General features: G+C 66.4%; 20 protein-coding genes, 2 tRNA genes and 1 other RNA gene. 11 read left to right on the top strand and 12 right to left on the bottom strand.

What is annotated here, in order from left to right; all coding sequences use genetic code 11:
• Window positions 1-8: 8 nt before the first annotated feature.
• The 3 genes from ettA to ACVWZ8_RS16400 form a co-directional block, all read right to left on the bottom strand.
• Window positions 9-1691 carry an energy-dependent translational throttle protein EttA gene (gene ettA, locus ACVWZ8_RS16410; protein ID WP_426978316.1) on the bottom strand — a complete coding sequence of 561 codons (1683 nt, stop codon included), beginning with the start codon at window positions 1689-1691 and terminating at the stop codon, window positions 9-11.
• 32 nt (window positions 1692-1723) lie between these two features.
• On the bottom strand, window positions 1724-2044 hold the full coding sequence (locus ACVWZ8_RS16405; RefSeq protein WP_456505200.1) for a DUF6993 domain-containing protein: 321 nt from the start codon (window positions 2042-2044) through the stop codon (window positions 1724-1726).
• 304 nt (window positions 2045-2348) lie between these two features.
• Window positions 2349-2909: a single-stranded DNA-binding protein gene (locus tag ACVWZ8_RS16400; protein ID WP_456505199.1), complete on the bottom strand. Its 561-nt coding sequence runs from the start codon at window positions 2907-2909 to the stop codon at window positions 2349-2351.
• A 234-nt stretch (window positions 2910-3143) separates the two neighbouring features.
• Here ACVWZ8_RS16400 and ACVWZ8_RS16395 point away from each other — a divergent pair.
• Window positions 3144-3219 (top strand) — tRNA-Arg (locus ACVWZ8_RS16395).
• A 52-nt stretch (window positions 3220-3271) separates the two neighbouring features.
• Here the strand turns inward: ACVWZ8_RS16395 and ACVWZ8_RS16390 are convergent.
• Window positions 3272-4288 (bottom strand): magnesium and cobalt transport protein CorA, encoded by a 1017-nt coding sequence (locus ACVWZ8_RS16390; RefSeq protein WP_426978320.1) that lies wholly within the window; start codon window positions 4286-4288, stop codon window positions 3272-3274.
• 157 nt (window positions 4289-4445) lie between these two features.
• Between ACVWZ8_RS16390 and ACVWZ8_RS16385 the strand changes: the two genes are divergently transcribed.
• Both ACVWZ8_RS16385 and ACVWZ8_RS16380 read left to right on the top strand, forming a co-directional pair.
• The gene (locus tag ACVWZ8_RS16385; protein WP_426978321.1) at window positions 4446-4823 is read left to right on the top strand and encodes a VOC family protein; all 378 of its coding nucleotides are present in this window, start codon (window positions 4446-4448) and stop codon (window positions 4821-4823) included.
• Between the two features lie 125 nt (window positions 4824-4948).
• Window positions 4949-5473 carry a LapA family protein gene (locus ACVWZ8_RS16380; RefSeq protein ID WP_426978323.1) on the top strand — a complete coding sequence of 175 codons (525 nt, stop codon included), beginning with the start codon at window positions 4949-4951 and terminating at the stop codon, window positions 5471-5473.
• A 70-nt stretch (window positions 5474-5543) separates the two neighbouring features.
• On the opposite strand, the gene map is transcribed toward ACVWZ8_RS16380, so the two are convergent.
• On the bottom strand, window positions 5544-6311 hold the full coding sequence (map, locus tag ACVWZ8_RS16375; RefSeq protein WP_426978324.1) for a type I methionyl aminopeptidase: 768 nt from the start codon (window positions 6309-6311) through the stop codon (window positions 5544-5546).
• A 62-nt stretch (window positions 6312-6373) separates the two neighbouring features.
• Here map and ACVWZ8_RS16370 point away from each other — a divergent pair, with 62 nt between their 5' ends.
• A complete protein-coding gene (locus tag ACVWZ8_RS16370; protein ID WP_456505198.1) occupies window positions 6374-7054 on the top strand; it encodes a DNA alkylation repair protein in 681 nt (226 codons plus the stop codon).
• Window positions 7055-7071: 17 nt separating this feature from the next.
• Here ACVWZ8_RS16370 and mptB read toward each other — a convergent pair whose 3' ends face one another.
• Window positions 7072-8637, bottom strand: coding sequence for a polyprenol phosphomannose-dependent alpha 1,6 mannosyltransferase MptB (mptB, locus tag ACVWZ8_RS16365; RefSeq protein WP_456505197.1), 1566 nt, complete (start codon window positions 8635-8637; stop codon window positions 7072-7074).
• A 158-nt stretch (window positions 8638-8795) separates the two neighbouring features.
• On the opposite strand from mptB, the gene orn reads away from it, so the two are divergent.
• The 4 genes from orn (at window position 8796) to def (ending at window position 11544) form a co-directional block, all read left to right on the top strand.
• The gene (gene orn, locus ACVWZ8_RS16360; RefSeq protein ID WP_456505196.1) at window positions 8796-9422 is read left to right on the top strand and encodes an oligoribonuclease; all 627 of its coding nucleotides are present in this window, start codon (window positions 8796-8798) and stop codon (window positions 9420-9422) included.
• 143 nt (window positions 9423-9565) lie between these two features.
• Window positions 9566-9638: transfer RNA gene (locus ACVWZ8_RS16355), tRNA-His, on the top strand.
• A 131-nt stretch (window positions 9639-9769) separates the two neighbouring features.
• A complete protein-coding gene (locus ACVWZ8_RS16350; protein ID WP_426978327.1) occupies window positions 9770-10924 on the top strand; it encodes an acyl-CoA dehydrogenase family protein in 1155 nt (384 codons plus the stop codon).
• Between the two features lie 47 nt (window positions 10925-10971).
• The gene (def, locus tag ACVWZ8_RS16345; protein WP_456505195.1) at window positions 10972-11544 is read left to right on the top strand and encodes a peptide deformylase; all 573 of its coding nucleotides are present in this window, start codon (window positions 10972-10974) and stop codon (window positions 11542-11544) included.
• 58 nt (window positions 11545-11602) lie between these two features.
• Here def and ACVWZ8_RS16340 read toward each other — a convergent pair whose 3' ends face one another.
• The 5 genes from ACVWZ8_RS16340 to ACVWZ8_RS16320 all read right to left on the bottom strand — a co-directional run bounded on the left by ACVWZ8_RS16340 (window position 11603) and on the right by ACVWZ8_RS16320 (window position 15549).
• On the bottom strand, window positions 11603-12307 hold the full coding sequence (locus ACVWZ8_RS16340) for an alpha/beta fold hydrolase (protein ID WP_426978330.1): 705 nt from the start codon (window positions 12305-12307) through the stop codon (window positions 11603-11605).
• Between the two features lie 9 nt (window positions 12308-12316).
• A complete protein-coding gene (locus tag ACVWZ8_RS16335; RefSeq protein WP_426978331.1) occupies window positions 12317-12661 on the bottom strand; it encodes a DUF1579 family protein in 345 nt (114 codons plus the stop codon).
• Window positions 12662-12830: 169 nt separating this feature from the next.
• Window positions 12831-13637, bottom strand: a complete 807-nt coding sequence (locus ACVWZ8_RS16330; RefSeq protein ID WP_426978332.1) for an HNH endonuclease family protein — start codon at window positions 13635-13637, stop codon at window positions 12831-12833.
• A gap of 114 nt (window positions 13638-13751) precedes the next feature.
• Window positions 13752-13961 carry a hypothetical protein gene (locus ACVWZ8_RS16325; RefSeq protein ID WP_426978333.1) on the bottom strand — a complete coding sequence of 70 codons (210 nt, stop codon included), beginning with the start codon at window positions 13959-13961 and terminating at the stop codon, window positions 13752-13754.
• A gap of 97 nt (window positions 13962-14058) precedes the next feature.
• Window positions 14059-15549: a glyceraldehyde-3-phosphate dehydrogenase gene (locus tag ACVWZ8_RS16320; RefSeq protein ID WP_456505194.1), complete on the bottom strand. Its 1491-nt coding sequence runs from the start codon at window positions 15547-15549 to the stop codon at window positions 14059-14061.
• 267 nt (window positions 15550-15816) lie between these two features.
• Between ACVWZ8_RS16320 and ACVWZ8_RS16315 the strand changes: the two genes are divergently transcribed.
• Window positions 15817-16674, top strand: a complete 858-nt coding sequence (locus ACVWZ8_RS16315; RefSeq protein ID WP_456505193.1) for a glycerophosphodiester phosphodiesterase — start codon at window positions 15817-15819, stop codon at window positions 16672-16674.
• A gap of 15 nt (window positions 16675-16689) precedes the next feature.
• Here ACVWZ8_RS16315 and rnpB read toward each other — a convergent pair.
• Window positions 16690-17083: RNase P RNA component class A (gene rnpB, locus ACVWZ8_RS16310), an RNA gene on the bottom strand.
• A gap of 173 nt (window positions 17084-17256) precedes the next feature.
• On the opposite strand from rnpB, the gene ACVWZ8_RS16305 reads away from it, so the two are divergent.
• Both ACVWZ8_RS16305 and ACVWZ8_RS16300 read left to right on the top strand, forming a co-directional pair.
• On the top strand, window positions 17257-18087 hold the full coding sequence (locus ACVWZ8_RS16305) for a slipin family protein (RefSeq protein WP_426978336.1): 831 nt from the start codon (window positions 17257-17259) through the stop codon (window positions 18085-18087).
• A gap of 51 nt (window positions 18088-18138) precedes the next feature.
• Window positions 18139-19053, top strand: a complete 915-nt coding sequence (locus tag ACVWZ8_RS16300) for an alpha/beta hydrolase (RefSeq protein WP_426978337.1) — start codon at window positions 18139-18141, stop codon at window positions 19051-19053.
• Window positions 19054-19066 lie beyond the last annotated feature (13 nt).

Here is a 19066-nt window from a genome sequence, read left to right as displayed (position 1 = left end):
CGCGGCGCTTAGTCGCGGGTGAGGCGGCGGTGCGTCACGCGGTGCGGCTTGGCGGCATCCGGGCCGAGGCGCTCGACCTTGTTCTCCTCGTAGGACTCGAAGTTGCCCTCGAACCAGTACCACTTGGAGGGGTTCTCCTCGTCGCCTTCGTAGGAGAGGATGTGGGTGGCAACCCGGTCCAGGAACCAGCGGTCGTGCGAGACCACGACGGCGCAGCCCGGGAATTCGAGCAGGGCGTTTTCGAGGCTGCTGAGCGTCTCGACGTCGAGGTCGTTGGTCGGCTCATCGAGAAGCAGCAGGTTGCCACCCTGTTTGAGGGTCAGTGCCAGGTTCAGTCGGTTGCGCTCACCACCGGAAAGCACCCCGGCCTTCTTCTGCTGGTCCGGGCCCTTGAAGCCGAAAGCGGCCACGTAGGCGCGGGACGGCATTTCGACGTGGCCGACCTGGATGTAGTCGAGACCGTCGGAGACTACCTCCCACAGCGTCTTGTTCGGGTCGATGCCGCCGCGGCTCTGGTCGGCGTAAGAGATCTTGACGGAGTCACCGATCTTCAGCTCGCCGCCGTCGAGGGGCTCCAGCCCGACGATGGTCTTGAAGAGGGTGGTCTTGCCGACGCCGTTGGGGCCGATGACGCCCACGATGCCGTTGCGGGGCAGCGTGAAGGACAATCCGTCGATCAGAGTGCGGTCCTCGAAGCCCTTCTGCAGGTTCTTCGCCTCCAGCACGAGACCGCCCAGGCGCGGTCCCGGCGGGATCTGGATCTCTTCGAAGTCGAGCTTGCGGGTCCGGTCCGCCTCGGCAGCCATCTCCTCGTAGCGGGCCAAACGCGCCTTGGACTTGGTCTGGCGGCCCTTGGCGTTGGAGCGGACCCATTCGAGTTCCTCGGTGAGTCGCTTGGCCTGCTTGGCGTCCTTCTTGCCCTGGACTTCCAGGCGGGCGCGCTTCTTCTCCAGGTAGGTGGAGTAGTTGCCCTCGTACGGGTAGAGGTGGCCGCGGTCCACTTCGGCGATCCATTCGGCGACGTGGTCAAGGAAATACCGGTCGTGGGTGACGGCCAGGACTGCGCCGGCGTAGCTGGAGAGGTGCTGCTCAAGCCACAGCACGCTTTCGGCGTCCAGGTGGTTAGTGGGCTCGTCGAGCAGCAGCAGGTCCGGCTTCTGGAGCAGGAGCTTGCAGAGGGCGACGCGGCGGCGCTCACCACCGGAGAGCAGCGTGACATCCGCATCGGCCGGCGGGCAGCGGAGGGCGTCCATTGCCTGCTCGAGCTGGGAATCGAGGTCCCAGGCATCGGCGGCATCGATCGCCTCCTGCAGCTGGCCCATTTCCTCGAGGAGGGCATCGTAGTCAGCGTCCGGGCTGGCCATTTCCTCGGAGATCGCGTTGAAACGCTGGATCTTCCCGTAAATCTCGCCCACGCCTTCCTGGACGTTGCCAAGAACGGTCTTGTCTTCGTTCAGCGGCGGCTCCTGCAGCAGGATGCCGACCGTGTAACCGGGGCTGAGCCGGGCTTCTCCGTTGGAGGGAGTGTCCAGGCCCGCCATGATCTTGAGAATGGTGGATTTACCGGCACCATTCGGGCCAACGACGCCAATTTTTGCCCCAGGGAAGAAGGACATGCTGACGTCGTCGAGGATAAGTTTTTCGCCAACAGCCTTACGGGCCTTGGTCATTGTGTAGATAAATTCCGCCATGCCTACAAATCTAGTGGCTCGGCTCGGATATCTCACATTCCGGGTACGCCCGCGCCGACAAGGCACCGTCCGTCCGCCAGTACGGGAAGGACGGTGACGTTGACTGTGCCGTTCCGGACCTGGCCGACGATGCAGTCATCGCCTTCCCTCACCGCGATTTCGACCGCGTCGGCGTCGAGACCCGTGGGCGTGCGGATTGCGGTGACTTGAATGTCCCCGGCAGGGAAGCCCGCCGCAGTCACCGCGTCTCGGAGTTGTTTCGTGCCGGGTTTTCCGCCGCCGGCAACCTGTCGCAGGGCCGCGTCCAGCCTGGTCTTCGCAGCCGGCGTGGCCGGGGACATGGACCCGGCCATTGACCCAGCGCTGGGGTTTGGGGCGGACGCCGGCGCGCCGCCCACCGGGGCCGGCACCTCCGGCGCGGAGGCCGCCCCGGCCGCGGGCGGCGTGGCACTGCTCGTGCCTGCGCCCTTGCCCGCCGAGCAGCCCGCCGCTGACAGAAGGCACAGCGCGAAAATTCCGAGAGATGCCGCGAGCCAGTACCCCGGGGATGCGTCCCAAGCGTCCGTCAGGGAAAATCGGCATCCCTCCCCTGGGCGCCGTCTCCCGCATGTTCACGCTGGCCCACATCACCCGGCAATTCTGCCATGCGGCCCGGGATCAGGCTGCGGCCGCTTTCAGTTCGCCGGTCTCCTCGTCCACCTCCTCCGCCTCGCCGCTCGCGTTGTCAATGAACATGGTGTGGGAGTCAGCCCCTTCATCAGCCCCGTGATCGTCCGCGCCGTCCTCCGGCAGATGCTGGTTGTGGCTCTCGTCATCGACCGCGGACGCTGCGACTGGGGCGGCGGCGGCTTGGCCACCGGCCCCGGCCATGCGGGTGAAGTTCGCGGATCCCCACATGAGGTCATGGCCGACGGATTCGGCGTCGATTTCCGCCACATGGTAGATCCGCCCATCTTTTTCCCAACTCCGCATCTTCAGCCGCCCCACAACGACGACGCGCTGGCCCTTCTTGATGCTGCAGCCGATGTTCCCCGCCAACTGCCGGTACCCCTGGACCGTAAACCAATTCGTGTTCCCGTCGATCCATGCGTTGGAGGCGCGGTCGTAGCGCCGCTCGGTGGAACCCAGCCGGAATGACGCTGTGGCCACGCCGCCAGGCGTGGTCGAACTTCTGATCTCCGAGGCAACGAAGCCACGGACCGTGATGTTGTCACTCATTCTCATGTCCTGTCTCGAATTGTCGTGCCCTAGCAGGCAACTTCAGCTTCGGACAGCGAACGCGCTGCGGGGAGGCCGCACAGACGCTATGTGGAAAACCAGCGCCCGTCGAGGTTGTTGGGGACGAGTCGGGCCACGCTGGACAAGCCGCCCGGTGGACTTGACCACCTTCCGGGGCAGGGCACTGTAAACTTTTTGAGGCGCCCCCGGCAGCAGCCGGACGGCGCCGACAGTGCCCCAGTAGCTCAGGGGATAGAGCAGCGGCCTTCTAATCCGCCGGTCGGGGGTTCGATTCCCTCCTGGGGCACCAGAGCGCGGCTCTGGCCTGCCGGATTTTTTCCGCACAGGTCAGGGCCGCGACACTAGATCCACTTGTTGTGCTTGAACGTCCAAAACAGCACCAGGCCCATCGCCACCATGAGTCCCAGCGCCATCGGGTAGCCGAAAACCCAGTCGAGTTCGGGCATGGCGCGGAAGTTCATTCCGTAGATGGTGCCGATCAGCGTCGGAGCGAACAGGATCGCCGCCCACGAGGAAATCCGCTTGACCTGCTCGTTCTGGGCGTAGCTGGACTCGGTCAGCAATCGCATTTCGTCATTCTGCCGCTGCGCCACCAGGGCCGCGTTGACGGCGAGCGCATTCTGAAGCAGTGCCCGGAAGGCCGTGATCCGTTCACTCAGCCGCAGGACGTGGTCCAGGACGTCCCGGAAGTGGTCCTGCAGCTCCGGGTCCGGATGATGGTCCGATGACTCCACCATCAATGACTGCAGGATCCCTGTCAGAGGGGCCGTCGCGCGCTGGAACATGATGACTTGGCGCGAGAGTTCGTAGATCCGGCGCGACACGCCCGGGTCTGCTGCGAAGAGGTCGTCTTCGATTTCATCGACGTCGTTCTCCAAGCCGGCAGCAACCGGCTCGTACTCATCGACCACCTGGTCCAGAATCGCGTAAAGCACAGCGTGCGGCCCGAGGGCCAGGAACTCCGGTTCGGATTCCATCCGCCGGCGCACCCGCGCGAGGTCCGGTGCTTCGGCACGGCGGACCGTGACAACAAAGTCCAGACCGGTAAAGACATGGATCTCGCCGAACTCAACCTTCTCCACGTCGTCGAGGTAACGCGCCGGCCGCAGCACCAGGAAGAGGGTCTCGCCGTAGTGTTCCAGCTTCGCCCGCTGGTGACCGGCGAGCGCATCCTCCACAGCCAGATGGCTGAGGTCGAATTCATCGGCGACCGAACGGAGTTCCTCCGCATCCGGCCGGTAGAGCCCGATCCAGGCCATTCCCTGGCGCTGCCGTAAGACGAAGAACGTCTCGTCCAAACCCTCCGGGTCCGCAGTCCGGTAACCGTCCACGTACACGGCGTTGTCCACGATGGTCACGGCCGCGCCTCTTCCGCCAGACATCCCTTGGCTGCGACGTTATACCGTGGCATCACGGGTGCCAACAGCTGCAAGATTCGCTACCGGTGCAGGCCGCCCGAGACTAAAATGCGCCATAGGCCGATCGGCCGAGTTCCTTCCACTATGGAGGCGAAAAATGTTGGGTGAATCCTTGGTCCATACGACCTTGCCAGCGCTGGATCTGGAACGGGCGAAACAGTGGTATCAGGAGAAGCTGGGATTAAAGCCAGTCGAGGAAACCAGCGGCGGATTCCGTTATGAGGCTGCCGGCGGGTCCGGCTTCGTCCTGTACGCCACCCCCAACCCGGACCGCGGCGGGCACACGCAGATGGGATTCCAGGTGTCCGACCTGACCGCGGAGATGGCGGCGCTCCGGGGCAACGGGCTCGTGTTCGAGGAATACGACCGTCCTGGGTTCAAAACCGTCGACGGGGTTGCCGAGGTTGATGGCCGGCAAGCGGCATTCTTCAAAGACAGCGAAGGCAACATCATTGGGATCGTGCAGTCCGCCTGATCCGGAGGCGCGCGAGGGTGCGGCAGGGGCCGGAGGAGCCCGGGCACCTTGTCACAACCGACGCCGCATCGGTGTCGAGCCGCTCTTCCCGCCAGGCGGGAAGACTCGTGAAAGGTAAGGCCGCCATGACCGAGACACCCCGGGGATTCGACCCCAATGAACCAGCGACGGCCCGGCAGCCTGAAACCGCCGGCGCCTCCGGATACCCCGAGGATGGCCACCCTACGCAGCCTCCGGCCGACGGCGCCCCGATGGTCCCGGACCGGTCGCCGGCCACCGTCGGAACGCCGCGCCCGGCCAGGGCAGGCAGGACGGCCAGGGCAGACAGGACTGACAGCGCGGACAGGGCAGCACCGGCGCGCCGTGCCGGCGGAACAGAACCCCGCCAGGTCACCCGCGCGGGAATGGTCTGGGCCGCCGTCGCCAGCGCCCTGGTGGTGCTGATCCTGCTGATCGCGTTCATCCTGCAGAACCAGGACTATGTCCAGGTGAGGTTCTTTGGCCTGCAGGGAGCTGTAGCGCTCGGCGTCGCCCTGTTCATCGCGGCGGTCGGCGGGGGCGTGCTTGTCGCCATTGCCGGCGCCGCCCGCATCATCCAGCTCCGGCTCGCCGCCCACCGCCGGCGCGTCAGGCCCAAGGGACGCCGCTGAGGCATCGCCGTGCGGCCGCCACTCCGACGGGCTGGCGGCCAGGCGCGGTGCCCTGGGCCGTCGGCAAACCCTACGGCAGGGTCAGGATGACCGGTCCGTCCGCCGTGATCGCCACGGTGTGCTCGCTGTGGGCGGCGCGGCGGCCGTTCGCCGAGCGGAGGGTCCACTCGTCGTCGTCGTGGAAGTAGTCGTCCTGGCCGCCCAGGATCAGCATCGGCTCGATCGCGATGACCAGCCCCTCGGTCAGCTTGATGCCCCGGCCCGGCCTGCCGTCGTTGGGAACGTGCGGTTCGGCGTGCATGGTCTTGCCGATCCCGTGGCCGCCGTGGTCGGCGAGCAGCCCGTAGCCTGCGCGGCGTGACGCCCCGCCGATCGCGTAGCCCAGGTCCCCCATCTTGTTCCCGGTCCGGGCGGCGTCAATGCCCCGCGCCAGGGCGGCGTCCGTGGCATCGATCAGGGCCTGGTCCACCGGATCGGCCGCGCCCACGATGAAACTGACGGCCGCGTCCCCGCACCAGCCCTCGAGGAAGGCGCCGCAGTCGACGCTGAGCAGGTCGCCGTCCTGCAGCCGGTAATCGTTGGGAATGCCGTGCACCACGGCATCATTGACGCTCGTGCAGATCACACCGGGAAACGGCACGGAGGCCCAGCGCGGCTTGTAGTTCAGGAACGCCGGGGTCGCTCCGGCACCGGCGATCGTCGCCGCGGCCACCGAATCCAGTTCCTTCAGGGACACTCCGACGGCGGCAGCTTCCCGGACCGTCGCCAGCGTGTTCGCCACCACCCGGCCGGCTTCGCGCATCAGGGCAATCTCGGCGGGACTCTTGATCATCGACATGGCTTCAACTCTAGAGCCACCGGGAACTCGAGAGCCACGGTGGCCGTGGCTAAAGTGGGCTCATGGCCAACGCTGAACTGACCGACGCCATCCGCTCCCGGCTGCGGGCCGCCGCCGATCCCGTCCGGGCCGCCGGGCCGCAGGCCTACATGAAATCGGAGATGCCTTCCCTCGGCGTGCGGGTGCCGGAAGTCCGCCGGATCGTCAAGGCCGCCGCCGCGGAGCTGCCGCCCGGCCCCCTTGGGGAGCTGAAATCGACGGTGCTGGAACTGTGGCGCGGCGCGAGCTGGCGTGAGGAACGGTATGCCGCCATCGACCTGACCGGGCTCAGGCTGGCCGCCGGCGAGCTCAGCATGTTGCCGGTGTACGAGGAAATCATCCGCAGCGGGGCGTGGTGGGATCTCGTGGACGGGGTTTCCCACCGGCTGTGCGCCCTGCTGCAGGCACACCGGGAAGACCTCACCCCGGTGCTCCGCCGCTGGAGTACGGACGAGGACTTCTGGATCCGGCGGGCGTCGATCACGGCGCAGCTGGGCGCGAAAGCCGCGACCGACGCCGCCCTGCTCCGGGACGTCATCGAGGCGAACCTGGTAGACCGGGAATTCTTCATCCGGAAGGCGATCGGCTGGGCGCTGCGCGACTACTCCGGAACGGAACCGGACTGGGTCCGAACGTTCGTTGAGCGGCACGGGCAGAAGCTCAGCGCACTCTCGCGCAAGGAAGCCCTCCGGAACCTGCCCTGAGGTAAGTTGCCGGCGGATTAGATGACGGGCCGGGTGGTGACAGGTTCCTCCTGCTTGCTGAACAGCATCTTGGTCTTCGGGTCCAGGAAGATCAGGTACAGGGCAAAGAGCAGCGCGATGATGGCCGCGGCGTTGCGTGCCAGTGCGAGGGCCAGTCCCAGGTCAGCGGTCTGCAGGTACGGGAAGACTTCCAGCTGGTCCGAGATCGCGTACACCATGAAGAAGGACACGATGAAGTACAGTGCCTTGACCTGCCAGTCATCCCGGATGCCGGTGACGGCAAACAGCGGAATGAGCCAGACGACATACCAGGACTGGATCATCGGGGCCAGGACGACGACGGCGGCGAACGCCAGCGTGAGCCGGCGCATCAGGCGGTCGTGGTCCCCGCGGAAGATCTGCCAGGCGACGATCCCGAGCGCAAGCAGTTTGCCGGCGTCGTACACCCACTTGGCCAGCCCCCAGCCATCGAGCCCGACAGCGTTGAAGATGGAGGCGACGACGAGGCCGAGCAGGCCGATCGGGGCGTACCAGATCCAGATGCTGCCCGGCGCGGACAGTCCGTTGATCCAGCCGAAGCCGAAGCCGTTGACCAGGCTCATGGCGTAGAGCAGCGCCAGGCTGATCCCGGCCGTGAGTCCCCAGAAGACGACCTTCCGCGGCCAGCTGGCGTTCTTACCCGCCCACAGCAGGCCGATGAACGGCAGGAAGACGATGGTGATCGGCTTGACCGAGATGGACAGCGTCACGAGGACCAGTCCGAAGATGACCCGTCGGGTGGCGCAGTAGTAGAGGCCTGCGAGGGCCAGGCCGATCATCAGGGCGTCGTTGTGGACGCTGGCGATGAAGTTGGTGAGGAACAGCGGGTTGGCGGCGGTCAACCACAGCGCACGGTGCGGGTTGACGCCATGAAGTTCCGCGAGCTTGGGCACGTAGATGATGCAGAGCACGATCCCGACCAGCGCCGCGAGCCGGAACAGCATGATGCTGGCTTCCGGGTGCACGTTCGTGGACCAGACGACGAACTGCTCGATCCAGAGGAAAAGCTGGCCGTACGGGACGGGCGCCTCGGTCCACATCCTGTCGGCACCGAGCTGGAAGTAGTTGGACAGCGCCGAGATGCCGTTTTCGTAGGGGTTGAAGCCCTCCACCATCAGGCGGCCCTGGCCGATGTAGGCGTACACGTCCCGGCTGAAGAGCGGCACGGAGAACATCAGGGGAAGCCCCCAGGCCACCACTGCCTGCAGCGTCGCCGTGCGGGCATCCGCCCCCCAGACGCGCACCCGCTGGCCCAGCCGCAGCCAGGCCCGGACCAGCAGCATCCCGCCGATGGCAAGGAGGACGATGCTCAGGGCGACGCCGACTGACTCCGTCCGCAGCCAGATGAACAGCAGAACCCTGCGGAGTTCGGAGGCCGGCGCGAGCCAGCCGACGCCGAGCGAACCGATCGCCATGAACACTGATCCGACGAATCCGGCCAGGAGGGGGGAACGGGCGTTGTCCACGTCGGCAACAGCTGCCGTTTGGGCGGTGCGGGACGTACCGGCGGCCGTTTTCCCCGCCGCAGGTACAGGCGCCGTCATCTCAGGATCGTCCAATCTCTTGTGGGGCTGAAATCCGCCCGCAGCCGGCCGTTTGAAATGGCCCGGGGCACGCCGCGATGACGAAAAAATTCGACGGCCGCGTACCCGAAATCCTAGCACCGGACGGCTCTACGGCGACGAAACGGTAGGCTGGGCGCGTGCCTATAACTAACGAACGCATCGTCTGGATCGACTGCGAAATGACCGGCCTGGACACCAGGAACGATGCCCTCATCGAGGTGGCCGCCCTGGTGACCGACTCCGAGCTCAACATCCTGGGGGACGGCGTCGACGTCGTCATCAAGCCGGACGACGCCGCGCTTGCCCAGATGAGCGACTTCGTGCGCGACATGCATACCCGCTCCGGGCTGCTGGAGGAGCTGCCGCACGGCAAGACGATGGCCGAAGCCCAGGCCATGGTGCTGGACTACATCAAGCAGTGGGTGCCGGACCCCAAGAAGGCGCCGCTGGGCGGCAACTCGGTGGGAACCGACCGCGTCTTCCTGGTCCGGGACATGCCGGAGCTGGTGGAACACCTGCATTACCGGGTCATCGACGTAAGCACCATCAAGGAGCTGTCCCGGCGCTGGTATGCGCGGTCCTACTTCCAGTCCCCCGCCAAGCTTGGCGGCCACCGCGCCCTCGGGGACATCCAGGATTCCATCGACGAGCTGCGCTACTACCGCGAGGCCGTCTTTGTTCCCGCCCCCGGACCGGACAGCGCCACCGCGCAGCGGATCGCCAGGAAGGTCATGGGAACGGCAGAATCAGCCGCCGCGGAGTAGCCCCGGAGTAATCTGCGCCACGTTTGACGGAAAATTTTGCCGAAAACCCCAAAAATGGCGAAAGCAGCCCCGAACAGCAGGTAAGCTATTTGTCGTTGCCTTTTCAGCCAGCCGGTTCGCCGGAGGGCATGGCCGGGCACATGGTGGGCGTAGCTCAGTTGGCAGAGCGCCTGGTTGTGGTCCAGGAGGTCGCGGGTTCAACCCCCGTCGCTCACCCTCATGAAGGACGGCAGAATTGTCCGACCTTAGACAAAGGCCGCACCGGATAACCGGTGCGGCCTTTGTCGTCTGTGCAGTTGTTTGCCTGTGCAGTGGCATCCCAGGATCTGTCAACGGAAGGACCCGCAATGAGGCGCAAGCTCTTTGAAGAAGACCACGAGATGTTCCGGGAAATGGCCGCCGAATTCAACGCGCGCGCGGTCGCCCCGCACTACGCCCAGTGGGACAAGGACCACATGATGTCCCGGGAGCTGTGGACTGCGGCCGGCGAGCAGGGCCTGCTGGGCCTCGCGGTCCCGGAGGAATTCGGCGGCCTGGGCATGGACGACTACCGCTACCGGGCTGTACTCGACGAGGAATTCGCCAAGAGCAACCACCTCGCCGTGGGCCTGGCCTTCCACCTGCACGACGACATGGTCCTCCCCCATCTACTGGCCTATGGTTCCGATGATCTCAAGGGCCGGTGGCTGCCCGGCATGGTGTCCGGCGAGATCATCACCTCCATCGCCTGGACCGAACCCGGCGCCGGCTCGGACCTGCGCGGCATCCGCACCAAGGCCGTGCGCGACGGCGGCGACTGGCTGATCAGCGGCCAGAAGACCTTCATCGGCAACGGCATTTCCGGCGACGCGTCCCTGGTCCTGGCCCGGACCGACGGCGGCACCGGACGGGGAAACCGCGACTCGTTCTCCCTGTTCATGGTCCAGAAGGGCGAGGGCTACAACACCGGCAAGCAGCTGGACAAGATGGGCCTCAAGGCCTCGGATACCGCGGAACTGTTCTTCGACAACGTCCGGGTCCCGCACGCGGATCTCGTGGGTGAGGAAGGCAAGGGCCTGCAGTACGCCGCCGAACAGCTCCCCCAGGGCCGGCTCGCCATCGCCACCGCCAGCTCCGCCGTCGTCCGCGCCATGTACGAGGCGACCGTCCGCTACACGAAGGAACGCAACGCCTTCGGTGAGCGGATCATCGACTTCCAGAACAGCCGCTTCGAGCTCGCCGATATCCTCACCGAGGTCGAGGTCACCGAAGCCTACGTCGACCAGGCGATCCTTGCCTTCAACGCCGGAGAACTCGACGCAGCTTCCGCCGCCCGCGCAAAGCTGTGGGCCTCCGAGCGCGCCAAGTCCATCACGGACCGCTGCCTCCAGCTGCACGGCGGGTACGGCTACATCCTGGAATACCCCGTGGCCCAGGCCTACCTCGCCGCCCGGCTGCTGACCATTTTCGGCGGCACCAACGAAATCATGCGCGACGTCGTCGGCCGCACCATCGCCGGCTGACGTTCCGGAAGCGACCAGCCAGCAAGCATTAGAGGAAAACACCTGAGATGACCGTTCTGCCAATCACGATCTGGGGCGAGCCCGTGCTGCACCGCCGGGCCGCGGAAGTCGCCGCCTTCGACGACGAACTCCGCACCCTGATCGCGGACATGTTCGAGACCAACGACGCCGCCAACGGCGTCGGTCTGGCTGCGCCCCAGGTCGGGGTGGGCAAGCGGCTCTTCGTGTACAGGTTCGAGAACGACGACGGCGCGCCGCCATCCGGCGTCGTGGTCAACCCGGTGCTGACCCTCTCCAAGATCTCCGGCGCACTGCCGGACCCTGACGAGGAAGAAGAGGGCTGCCTGTCCTTTCCCGGCGGGCAGTACCCGCTGAAGCGCGCCGAGTGGGCCCGGGTGCAGGGCTTCGACGGCGACGGCAGACCGGTCGACTTCGAGGCAACAGGCTGGTTCGCCCGGCTGATCCAGCACGAGTACGACCACCTCGACGGCAAGCTGTATGTCAACCGGCTGATCGACCGCTACGCCCGCAAGGCCATGAAGCAGGCCAAGAAAAGCGGCTGGGGCGTCCCCGGGCTGATCTGGATGCCTGGCGTGGATCCGGACCCGTTCGGGCACTGAGAGCCGACGACGGCCGGCCAGCTAGCGCGGCCCTGCAGCTCCGTGGGTCTGAACCCCTTCACGACGAGCGGTCGACGGCGGCAAGAATCGCGGCGCCGAGCTCCGCCGGCCGGGTGAACTGGGGCCAGTGTCCCGTGGGCAGATCCACGTATTCGACGTCGCGGATCCTCCCGAGTTCAGCCACGTACGGGTGGCCCCCGGCGATCATTTCCGACAGCAGGGAGGACGGAAATTCGCAGGCGATGACGGTGGCCGGAACCTCGAAGCGGTGTTCATCCCTGAGCTGCTGCCGGTCCTGGGCTACGCCGCGAGGCTGCGGGATGGCGCGGGCGCGGAACATGGCCCGCAGCTCGTCGGTCAGGTCGACAAGGTCGTCGTCGTCGAACAGCTCCCACGGCGGCAGCGGAATTCCGTCGCCGTCGGCCGGCAGCTCGTCATTGATGAGACCGCCGTCGGCGAGCGGGCCGCTGTCCACGTAGATTGCCCGGGCCACCCGGTGCGGGCGGGCATCGACGGCGCCGTGGATGATGGCGCCGCCGCCGGAGTGGCCCACAAGGACCACAGGTGCATCGAAGGAATCGATCTTCGCCACGACGGCGTCGATGTGGGTGCGCAGGCCGATGCCGGCGCGCGGCGCATCGGCCGACTCCAGGCCCGGCAGCGTCAGCGGGTAGACCTTGTGCCCGGCCGCGGTGAGCGGCGGGGTGACCTCCTCCCACGACGAGGCGTCCAACCAGAATCCGGGTACGAGGATGATGTCCATGCCGGTACCCTACCGTTCGAGTACCAGCTCCACCACCTGATAGGGGTCCTCACCTGGGACGACGTTGTGCATGGTGAGGCGTCCGCCCCGGCCCTCCCCCGGGTGGATGTGGATCTGCCAGCCCCAGTCCGGGCCGGTCGGCGCCGCGTAGGAGCCGTTGAGCCGGAGGACACCGTCCCCGCCCACGGTCCCGGAGAACTGCATCAGTGCCCGGCCCGTGTGCCAGGAGTCCACCCACACGGCGGTGGCCGGCTCCGCGTCGGACGGTCCGCCGGCCAGGAGCAGCAGACCTTCCTGTGGGCTCTCACCGTCTGACCAGGTGTAGGCGGCGCTCGCGAAGTGCGCCGCGGTCACCCTCACTGTGGCGGTGGCCGCCGAGTCCTAGTAGTCGTCCGTCGGCATGATCCGGGAGCGGTTTTCTCCCTGCCAGGTGCCAAGCAACGGCGTAACGTATCTCACAATGTCCATGCTGCAGTCTACTGAGCAAGTCAATTGAGTACCGTCAACCCCGCTTCCCGGCCCCTCAGCGGACCCGGCGAGGAACGATCGTCTGTTGCTCAGGGCACGACGTGAGGATCCGTTTCATCGCCTCCTTCTCCGCCGGCGTGACCCACAGCCGGTAGGCCGCCTTGACCGAAATCTGCCGGGCGACGTAATGGCAGCGGATGGCCTTGTTCGGGGGCAGCCAGGTGGCGGCGTCGGACGCACTCTTGTCCTGGTTCGCCTGGCCGTCCACGGCGATGAGGTTCAGCGGATCATTCGCGAGGTGCTCGCGCTGCTGGGCCGTCAGCTGTTGCGCGCCTTTCTGCCAGGCGTCGCCAAGTGCCACGACATGGTCGATCTGCACGGCCTTGCTGCTCTCGGCGCCCCTGCGGAAGGCGATGAGCTGTCCGGTGTACGGTTCCTGCAATGTCCCGGCGGCCACCCGGCAGCGGGAGGCTTCGGTGAATTGAGCGTCCGGCAGGTCGCGGCGGAGGATGTCGTTGCGGGTGTCGCAGCCGTTGCGGTCCACGTCCAGCCAGGCCTGGCCGAAGGCGGCGCGGTCGTAGTTGCCGCTCGCCGCCCGGCCCTTGACCGGCAGCGTGTCCAGCGCAGCAGCCGCAGCGCCCGGCGGAACAGGGTGCACGGAGTGCACGGCCGTCATCCAGCCCTTCGCCAGGACCGGCGCCTCGCTGGGTCCGGCGGCCGGCGGCTCCATGGCGGCGAACTGTCCGCTGGTGAAGAACCAGCCCAATCCACCGGCCAGAACGATAGCCACGGCGGCCAGCAGGGCCCAGGCCTGGCGGGACCGGCGTCGCGCCCGGCGGAAATCCGCCCAGGTGACCGTCATGACCCGGCGCGGTCATTGAGCTCCGGAGCGGTTCGTTCTTGCTGCACCCCAGAATCCTAGGGCAGACCCCCGACGCTCAGGGCGTTCTCCACAATGTGGAGGACAAGTGCCCTGCTAGTTCTCCTTCATCACCCGCACGAGGTCCTCGTTGGCCAGGTCCATCAGCTCCTCGAGCTGCTTGACCCTTGCGTCGTCGATCTCGCCGGCATTGTGCTTGGCGAGGGCATCATCAAGGAGACGCTTTGCTTCCTTGACGTTCCGGCGGGCGATATCCAGCGCGCGTTCCAGGGTGGTTTCGTGCTCCACAGCCGAGTTCTGTTCCATGGCTCCATTGTGGTTCCCTTTCCCGGCCGATTCCAGAGCATCGGCCGGGAAAGGAACAATAAGTCCCGGTCAGGGGCGTGCAGCGAAGCCGCCGGCGTCAGACGCCGGCAGGCAGACCGGCGGCGGCAAGGATCGAAGCCGCATCCTTGGCGGGGAACGACGGCGGGTTCACACCGGCCATTTCCTCCATGACGCGGACAACCTGGCAGCTGTAGCCGAACTCGTTGTCGTACCAGACGTAGACGACGAGGTTCTTGTCGTTGGAGATGGTGGCCAGTCCGTCGACGATGCCTGCCCGGCGGGAACCGACGAAGTCCGTGGAGACAACCTCAGGAGAATCGATGTAGTCGAGCTGCTTGCGCAGCCCCGAATGCAGCGACATTTCCCGCAGGTAGTCGTTGACCTCATCCTTGGTGGTGCCGTTTTCCAGGCTCAGGTTGAGGATGGCCAGGGACACGTCCGGGGTGGGGACGCGGATGGAGCTGCCCGTGAGCTTGCCGAGCAGTTCGGGCAGGGCCTTCGCAACGGCCTTGGCGGCACCGGTTTCGGTGATGACCATGTTCAGCGCGGCCGAGCGTCCGCGGCGGTCGCCCTTGTGGAAGTTGTCGATCAGGTTCTGGTCGTTGGTGAAGGAGTGGACAGTTTCCACGTGGCCGTGCACCACGCCGTAACGGTCGTTGATCGCCTTCAGGACCGGGGTGATGGCGTTGGTGGTGCAGGAAGCGGCCGAGACGATCCTGTCCGAGTCGGTGATGGTGCCCTGGTTGATGCCGTGCACGATGTTCTTCAGCTCGCCCTTGCCCGGAGCGGTGAGGAGCACGCGGGAGGCGCCTTTGCTCTGCAGGTGCTGGGACAGGCCCTCCGCGTCGCGCCAGCGTCCCGTGTTGTCGACGATGAGTGCGTCATGGATGCCGTAGGCGGTGTAGTCCACCGTGGCGGGGTTGTCCGAGTAAATGACCTGGATCTGGACGCCGTTGGCCGTGATGGTGTCGTTCTCGAGGTCCACCTTGATGGTGCCTTCGAAAGAGCCGTGGACGGAGTCTCGGCGCAGCAGGCTGGCGCGCTTGGCCAGGTCGTTGTCCGAACCGCGGCGGACCACGATCGCGCGCAGACGCAGGCCGTGCCCGCCGCCTGCCTTTTCGATCAGGAGGCGGGCCAGGAGCCGGCCGATGCGGCCGAATCCGTAGAGGACGACGTCGGTGCTGGTGCGGTCGTCGCCGCCGCGCTTCCCGACGACCTCGGCGAGTTCCTCGCGCAGGAACTCATCCAAGCTGACGCCATCGCCCTCGGCACGGTACTTCTCGGTGAGGCGGGCGATGTCGATAGCCGCCGCGCCGAGATCAAGCTTCGTCAGGGCGTCCAGCAGCGGGGCGGTCTCCTCGAGGCGGAGTTCTTCCTTGCTCATCCGGCGGGCGAAGCGGTGCGCCTTGAGGATATTCATGGTGGACTTGTTGATCAGGCTCCGACCATGGATGCTCGTCACCACGTTGTTCTCGCGGTACAGCCGGCCAATCACCGGGATCATGGCCTCGGCGAGCGCCTCGCGGCCCATCCACGTATCAAGACAAGAATCTGACGTCTGGCTCACAGAACTACCTTCCTAAAATCCACCACATACGTCCTCGTATGTGGAAGTCGGCCGCCGGAGGGTGTCCGGAACCTGGGTTTCGCCGGGGATTCGGTCCACCCCGGGCGCCTGCGTGTGGCGCAAAGAAAAACCACCGGCCGCAAACGCAGACCCGGTGGCAGAACTTCTACGTTCGCTATCCATTCTAAGTCGGCAACGCGGCGGCCGGTGCCCCGTTACGCGTGAAATCACTCACACGGGAAGGGCGCAACCCGCTACGCTGAGGCGATGGTCAAGCGTTGGGCCCTTTGGCTCGCGTTGCTGCTGTGTACCGGCTGCGCCGCGCAACAGCCGGCGGCAACGCCGTCGTCGTCCGCGGCTGCAGAGCCGACGCCGTCCGCCTCGTCGTCCTCCGCCCCAGCCTCTTCCGCTAGGGACCAGGCCGCGGCCGGCTTCACGCTGGTGGCGCACCGCGGCGGCTCACTGGTGTATCCGGAATCGTCCGCGGAAGCCTTCGAAGCCGTCAGCAAGACGGCGTTCCCGATCGAGACGGATCTGCGGCCGCTGAGGGACGGGACCCTCGTGCCGCTGCATGACGACACCGTGGACCGGACCATGTACGGCGTGACCGGCAGCCCGGCGGACATCACCCTGGAGCAATGGAAGGCGGCGCACATCAAGAACCCGCGGGGAGGCGCCGAGGGTTCTCCCACCACCTGGGAAGCCATGCTGGACGAGTACGGCGGACGCAGTGTCCTGGTGCCGGAAGTGAAGGATCCGGCTATCGACCTGGCAGCGTTTGCCGACTCGATCCTCAGGCGCGGCGTCCAGGACACAGTGATTGTCCAGTCGTTCAGCTACCCGGTTGCCCAGACCCTGGCCAAGTCCGGGCTGCAGGTCCTGTACCTGCTGCGCGAGGGCGAGGAGCCTGATCCGGCCGAGGTCCGCGCTGCCGGGATAGACCATGTGGGACCGAACAAAAGCATCAGGGCCGACTACCTGCGCAAGCTCAAGGATGCCGGGCTGACGGTGTGGCCCTATACGGTCAACGACGACGCCACCGCGTCCCGCCTGCGCAGCGACGGCGCCGACGGTGTCTTCACCGACGACCCCTGGGAGCTTTCGAAGCAGCTGCACCTGGGCTAGCCCTGCGGCGGTGGATGGATGGGTTGACCGATACGCCGGGTTCTGTGTTCCCGCGCTGTTACCGGCGCGGGAATAGCGGCCATCCATCTACGGACGCCGTTGCCGACGCCCTCCAGCAGCCTACCCGGACACTCGGGCGAGCAGCCCTCAAACGTGCCCTGTCTGGCCTTGCTCCGGGTGGGGTTTACCTAGCCTTCCCGGTCACCCGGGAAGCTGGTGGTCTCTTACACCACCGTTTCACCCTTACCTGCCCTGCCGCCTGTGCAGGCACACACGGCACGCAGGCGGTCTGTTCTCTGTGGCACTGGCCTGCGGGTTACCCCGAGTGGGCGTTACCCACCACCCTGCTCTGCGGAGCCCGGACGTTCCTCGAGCCACTTGCGTGACGCGCGGCCGCCTGGTCAACCCATCCGCTGTCCATTCTACTGGGACCGGGGACCGCTGATCGCCGGGGCTTGGGAGGACAGCCATGGTCCCGATTCCGGGGCCTTTTCCAAGCCGCGGTGGGACAATTGAACCAAGGTGAGCGACCTAGGGAAACTCCACAACGCAGGCACTTCAGGCAATCAGGAGGGGATCCGCATGGACCTCACCGGCATCGTCGTTCTCATCGTCGTCGTCGTGCTCGTGCTGACGCTGGCCCGGATGTCCATCCGGATTGTGCGCCAGTACGAGAAGGGCGTCCTCTTCCGGCTGGGCAGGGTCATCGGGGTGAGAATGCCCGGGCTGCGCTTCATCATTCCCGTGATCGACAAGCTCCAGCTCGTCAGCCTGCGGATCGTGACGATGCCGATCCAGTCGCAGGGCATCATCACCCAGGACAATGTGAGCGTCGATATCTCCGCGGTGGCGTACTACCGGGTGATCGACGCCGTGAAATCCGTGGTGGCGATCGAAAACGTGGCGGCGGCCATCAACCAGATCGCCCAGACCACGTTGCGGAAAGTTGTCGGCCGGCACAGCCTGGACCAGACGCTGTCCGAGACCGAGCGCATCAACAGCGATATCCGGGAAATCCTGGATGCCCTCACCCTGGAATGGGGCGTCCAAGTCACCCTGGTGGAGCTGAAGGACATCCAGCTCCCGGAGAGCATGAAGCGCGCCATGGCCCGCCAGGCGGAGGCTGAGCGGGAGAAGCGGGCGAAGATCATCGCCGCCGAGGGCGAGTCCATCGCCGCCGCCGCCCTCGGAGACGCCTCGGACACCATGATGGCCCACCCGCTTGCCCTGCAGCTGCGGAATCTGCAGTCCCTGGTGGAAATCGCGGTGGACAAGAATTCGACTGTAGTCTTCCCTGCACCCATGATGAGCACCATTGCAGAGCTCGCTGCTTTCCTGGCGCGCGAAAACAAGGCAGCCCAGGCGGCCCAAACCTCGGCATCTGCGTCCGCCACCCCGATTAAGGCGGCGTAGGAGGGTAGAACTACTCGTGTGCCGGGTAGCCTCCATGCCTATGATCAGACTATGGACTGGCCGTTGCTTGGACGCCGGCGGATGCTGGAGCTCGGAGCCGGCTTGCTGGGCGCCACCGCGCTGGCGTCATGCGCTGCTGCGGCCAAGCCTACGGCAGACCCGGCGACCGACGGGCTGACCGCAAAGCCGACGGCGGCCAATCCGGGAGACCCGGCGACGGCGACCGTCGACCCGCGTCCGCAGGTGGAGGTCACATCCGGTTCCTTCGTCTCAGGCTTCCGGCCGGGCACCTCCACCGGGTGGTCGGTGGCCGCGCCGGTGCCGTCCGGCTTGGCCGGGCAACAAAAGCTCCCCGTGGCCGTGTTCCTGCACGGCACCGGCAGCAGCAACCGTTTCATCTTCGATGTCCTCGGCGCCCAGGCGGTACTGCAGCGGCACCTCGCTGATGGCGGCCCGCCCTTCGCTATAGCCTCCGTGGATGGCGGCGACACCTGGTGGCACGCGCGCGCGGACGGTACGGATACCCAGGCGATGCTGCTGGCGGAGTTCATCCCGCTCCTGGCAAGCCAAGGGTTCGACACCGGCAAGCTCGGCCTTTTCGGCCTGTCCATGGGAGGACTCGGCGTGCTGCTCCTCGCCTCACAGGGGAAGGTCGCCGGACTCCGGGGCGTAGCCGCCATGAGCCCCGCCGTCTGGAGCGAGTACGACGTCGGCCTGGACGGTGCCTTCGACAGCCCGGAGGATTTCGCGGCAAATGACGTCTTCGCTCTCCGGCCGCAGCTGGAGGCATTGCCCAAGAGGATCGACTGCGGTACCGACGATGATCTTCTCCCCACAGTCCAGGCCTACGTCAGCGCCCTCCCCGGCCGGATCGAGGGCGGCTTCCAGCCCGGCGGGCACGACGAAGACTACTGGCGGTCCATCCTGCCGGACGTGGTCTCCTTCCTGGGCCGGCACCTCGGCTGAGCCGGCGCCTTTG

This window comes from Arthrobacter sp. UYCu723 (genome assembly GCF_054059215.1).
The sequence above is the reverse complement of the archived record's forward strand: the minus strand, read 5'-3'. Positions and strand labels throughout refer to the sequence as shown.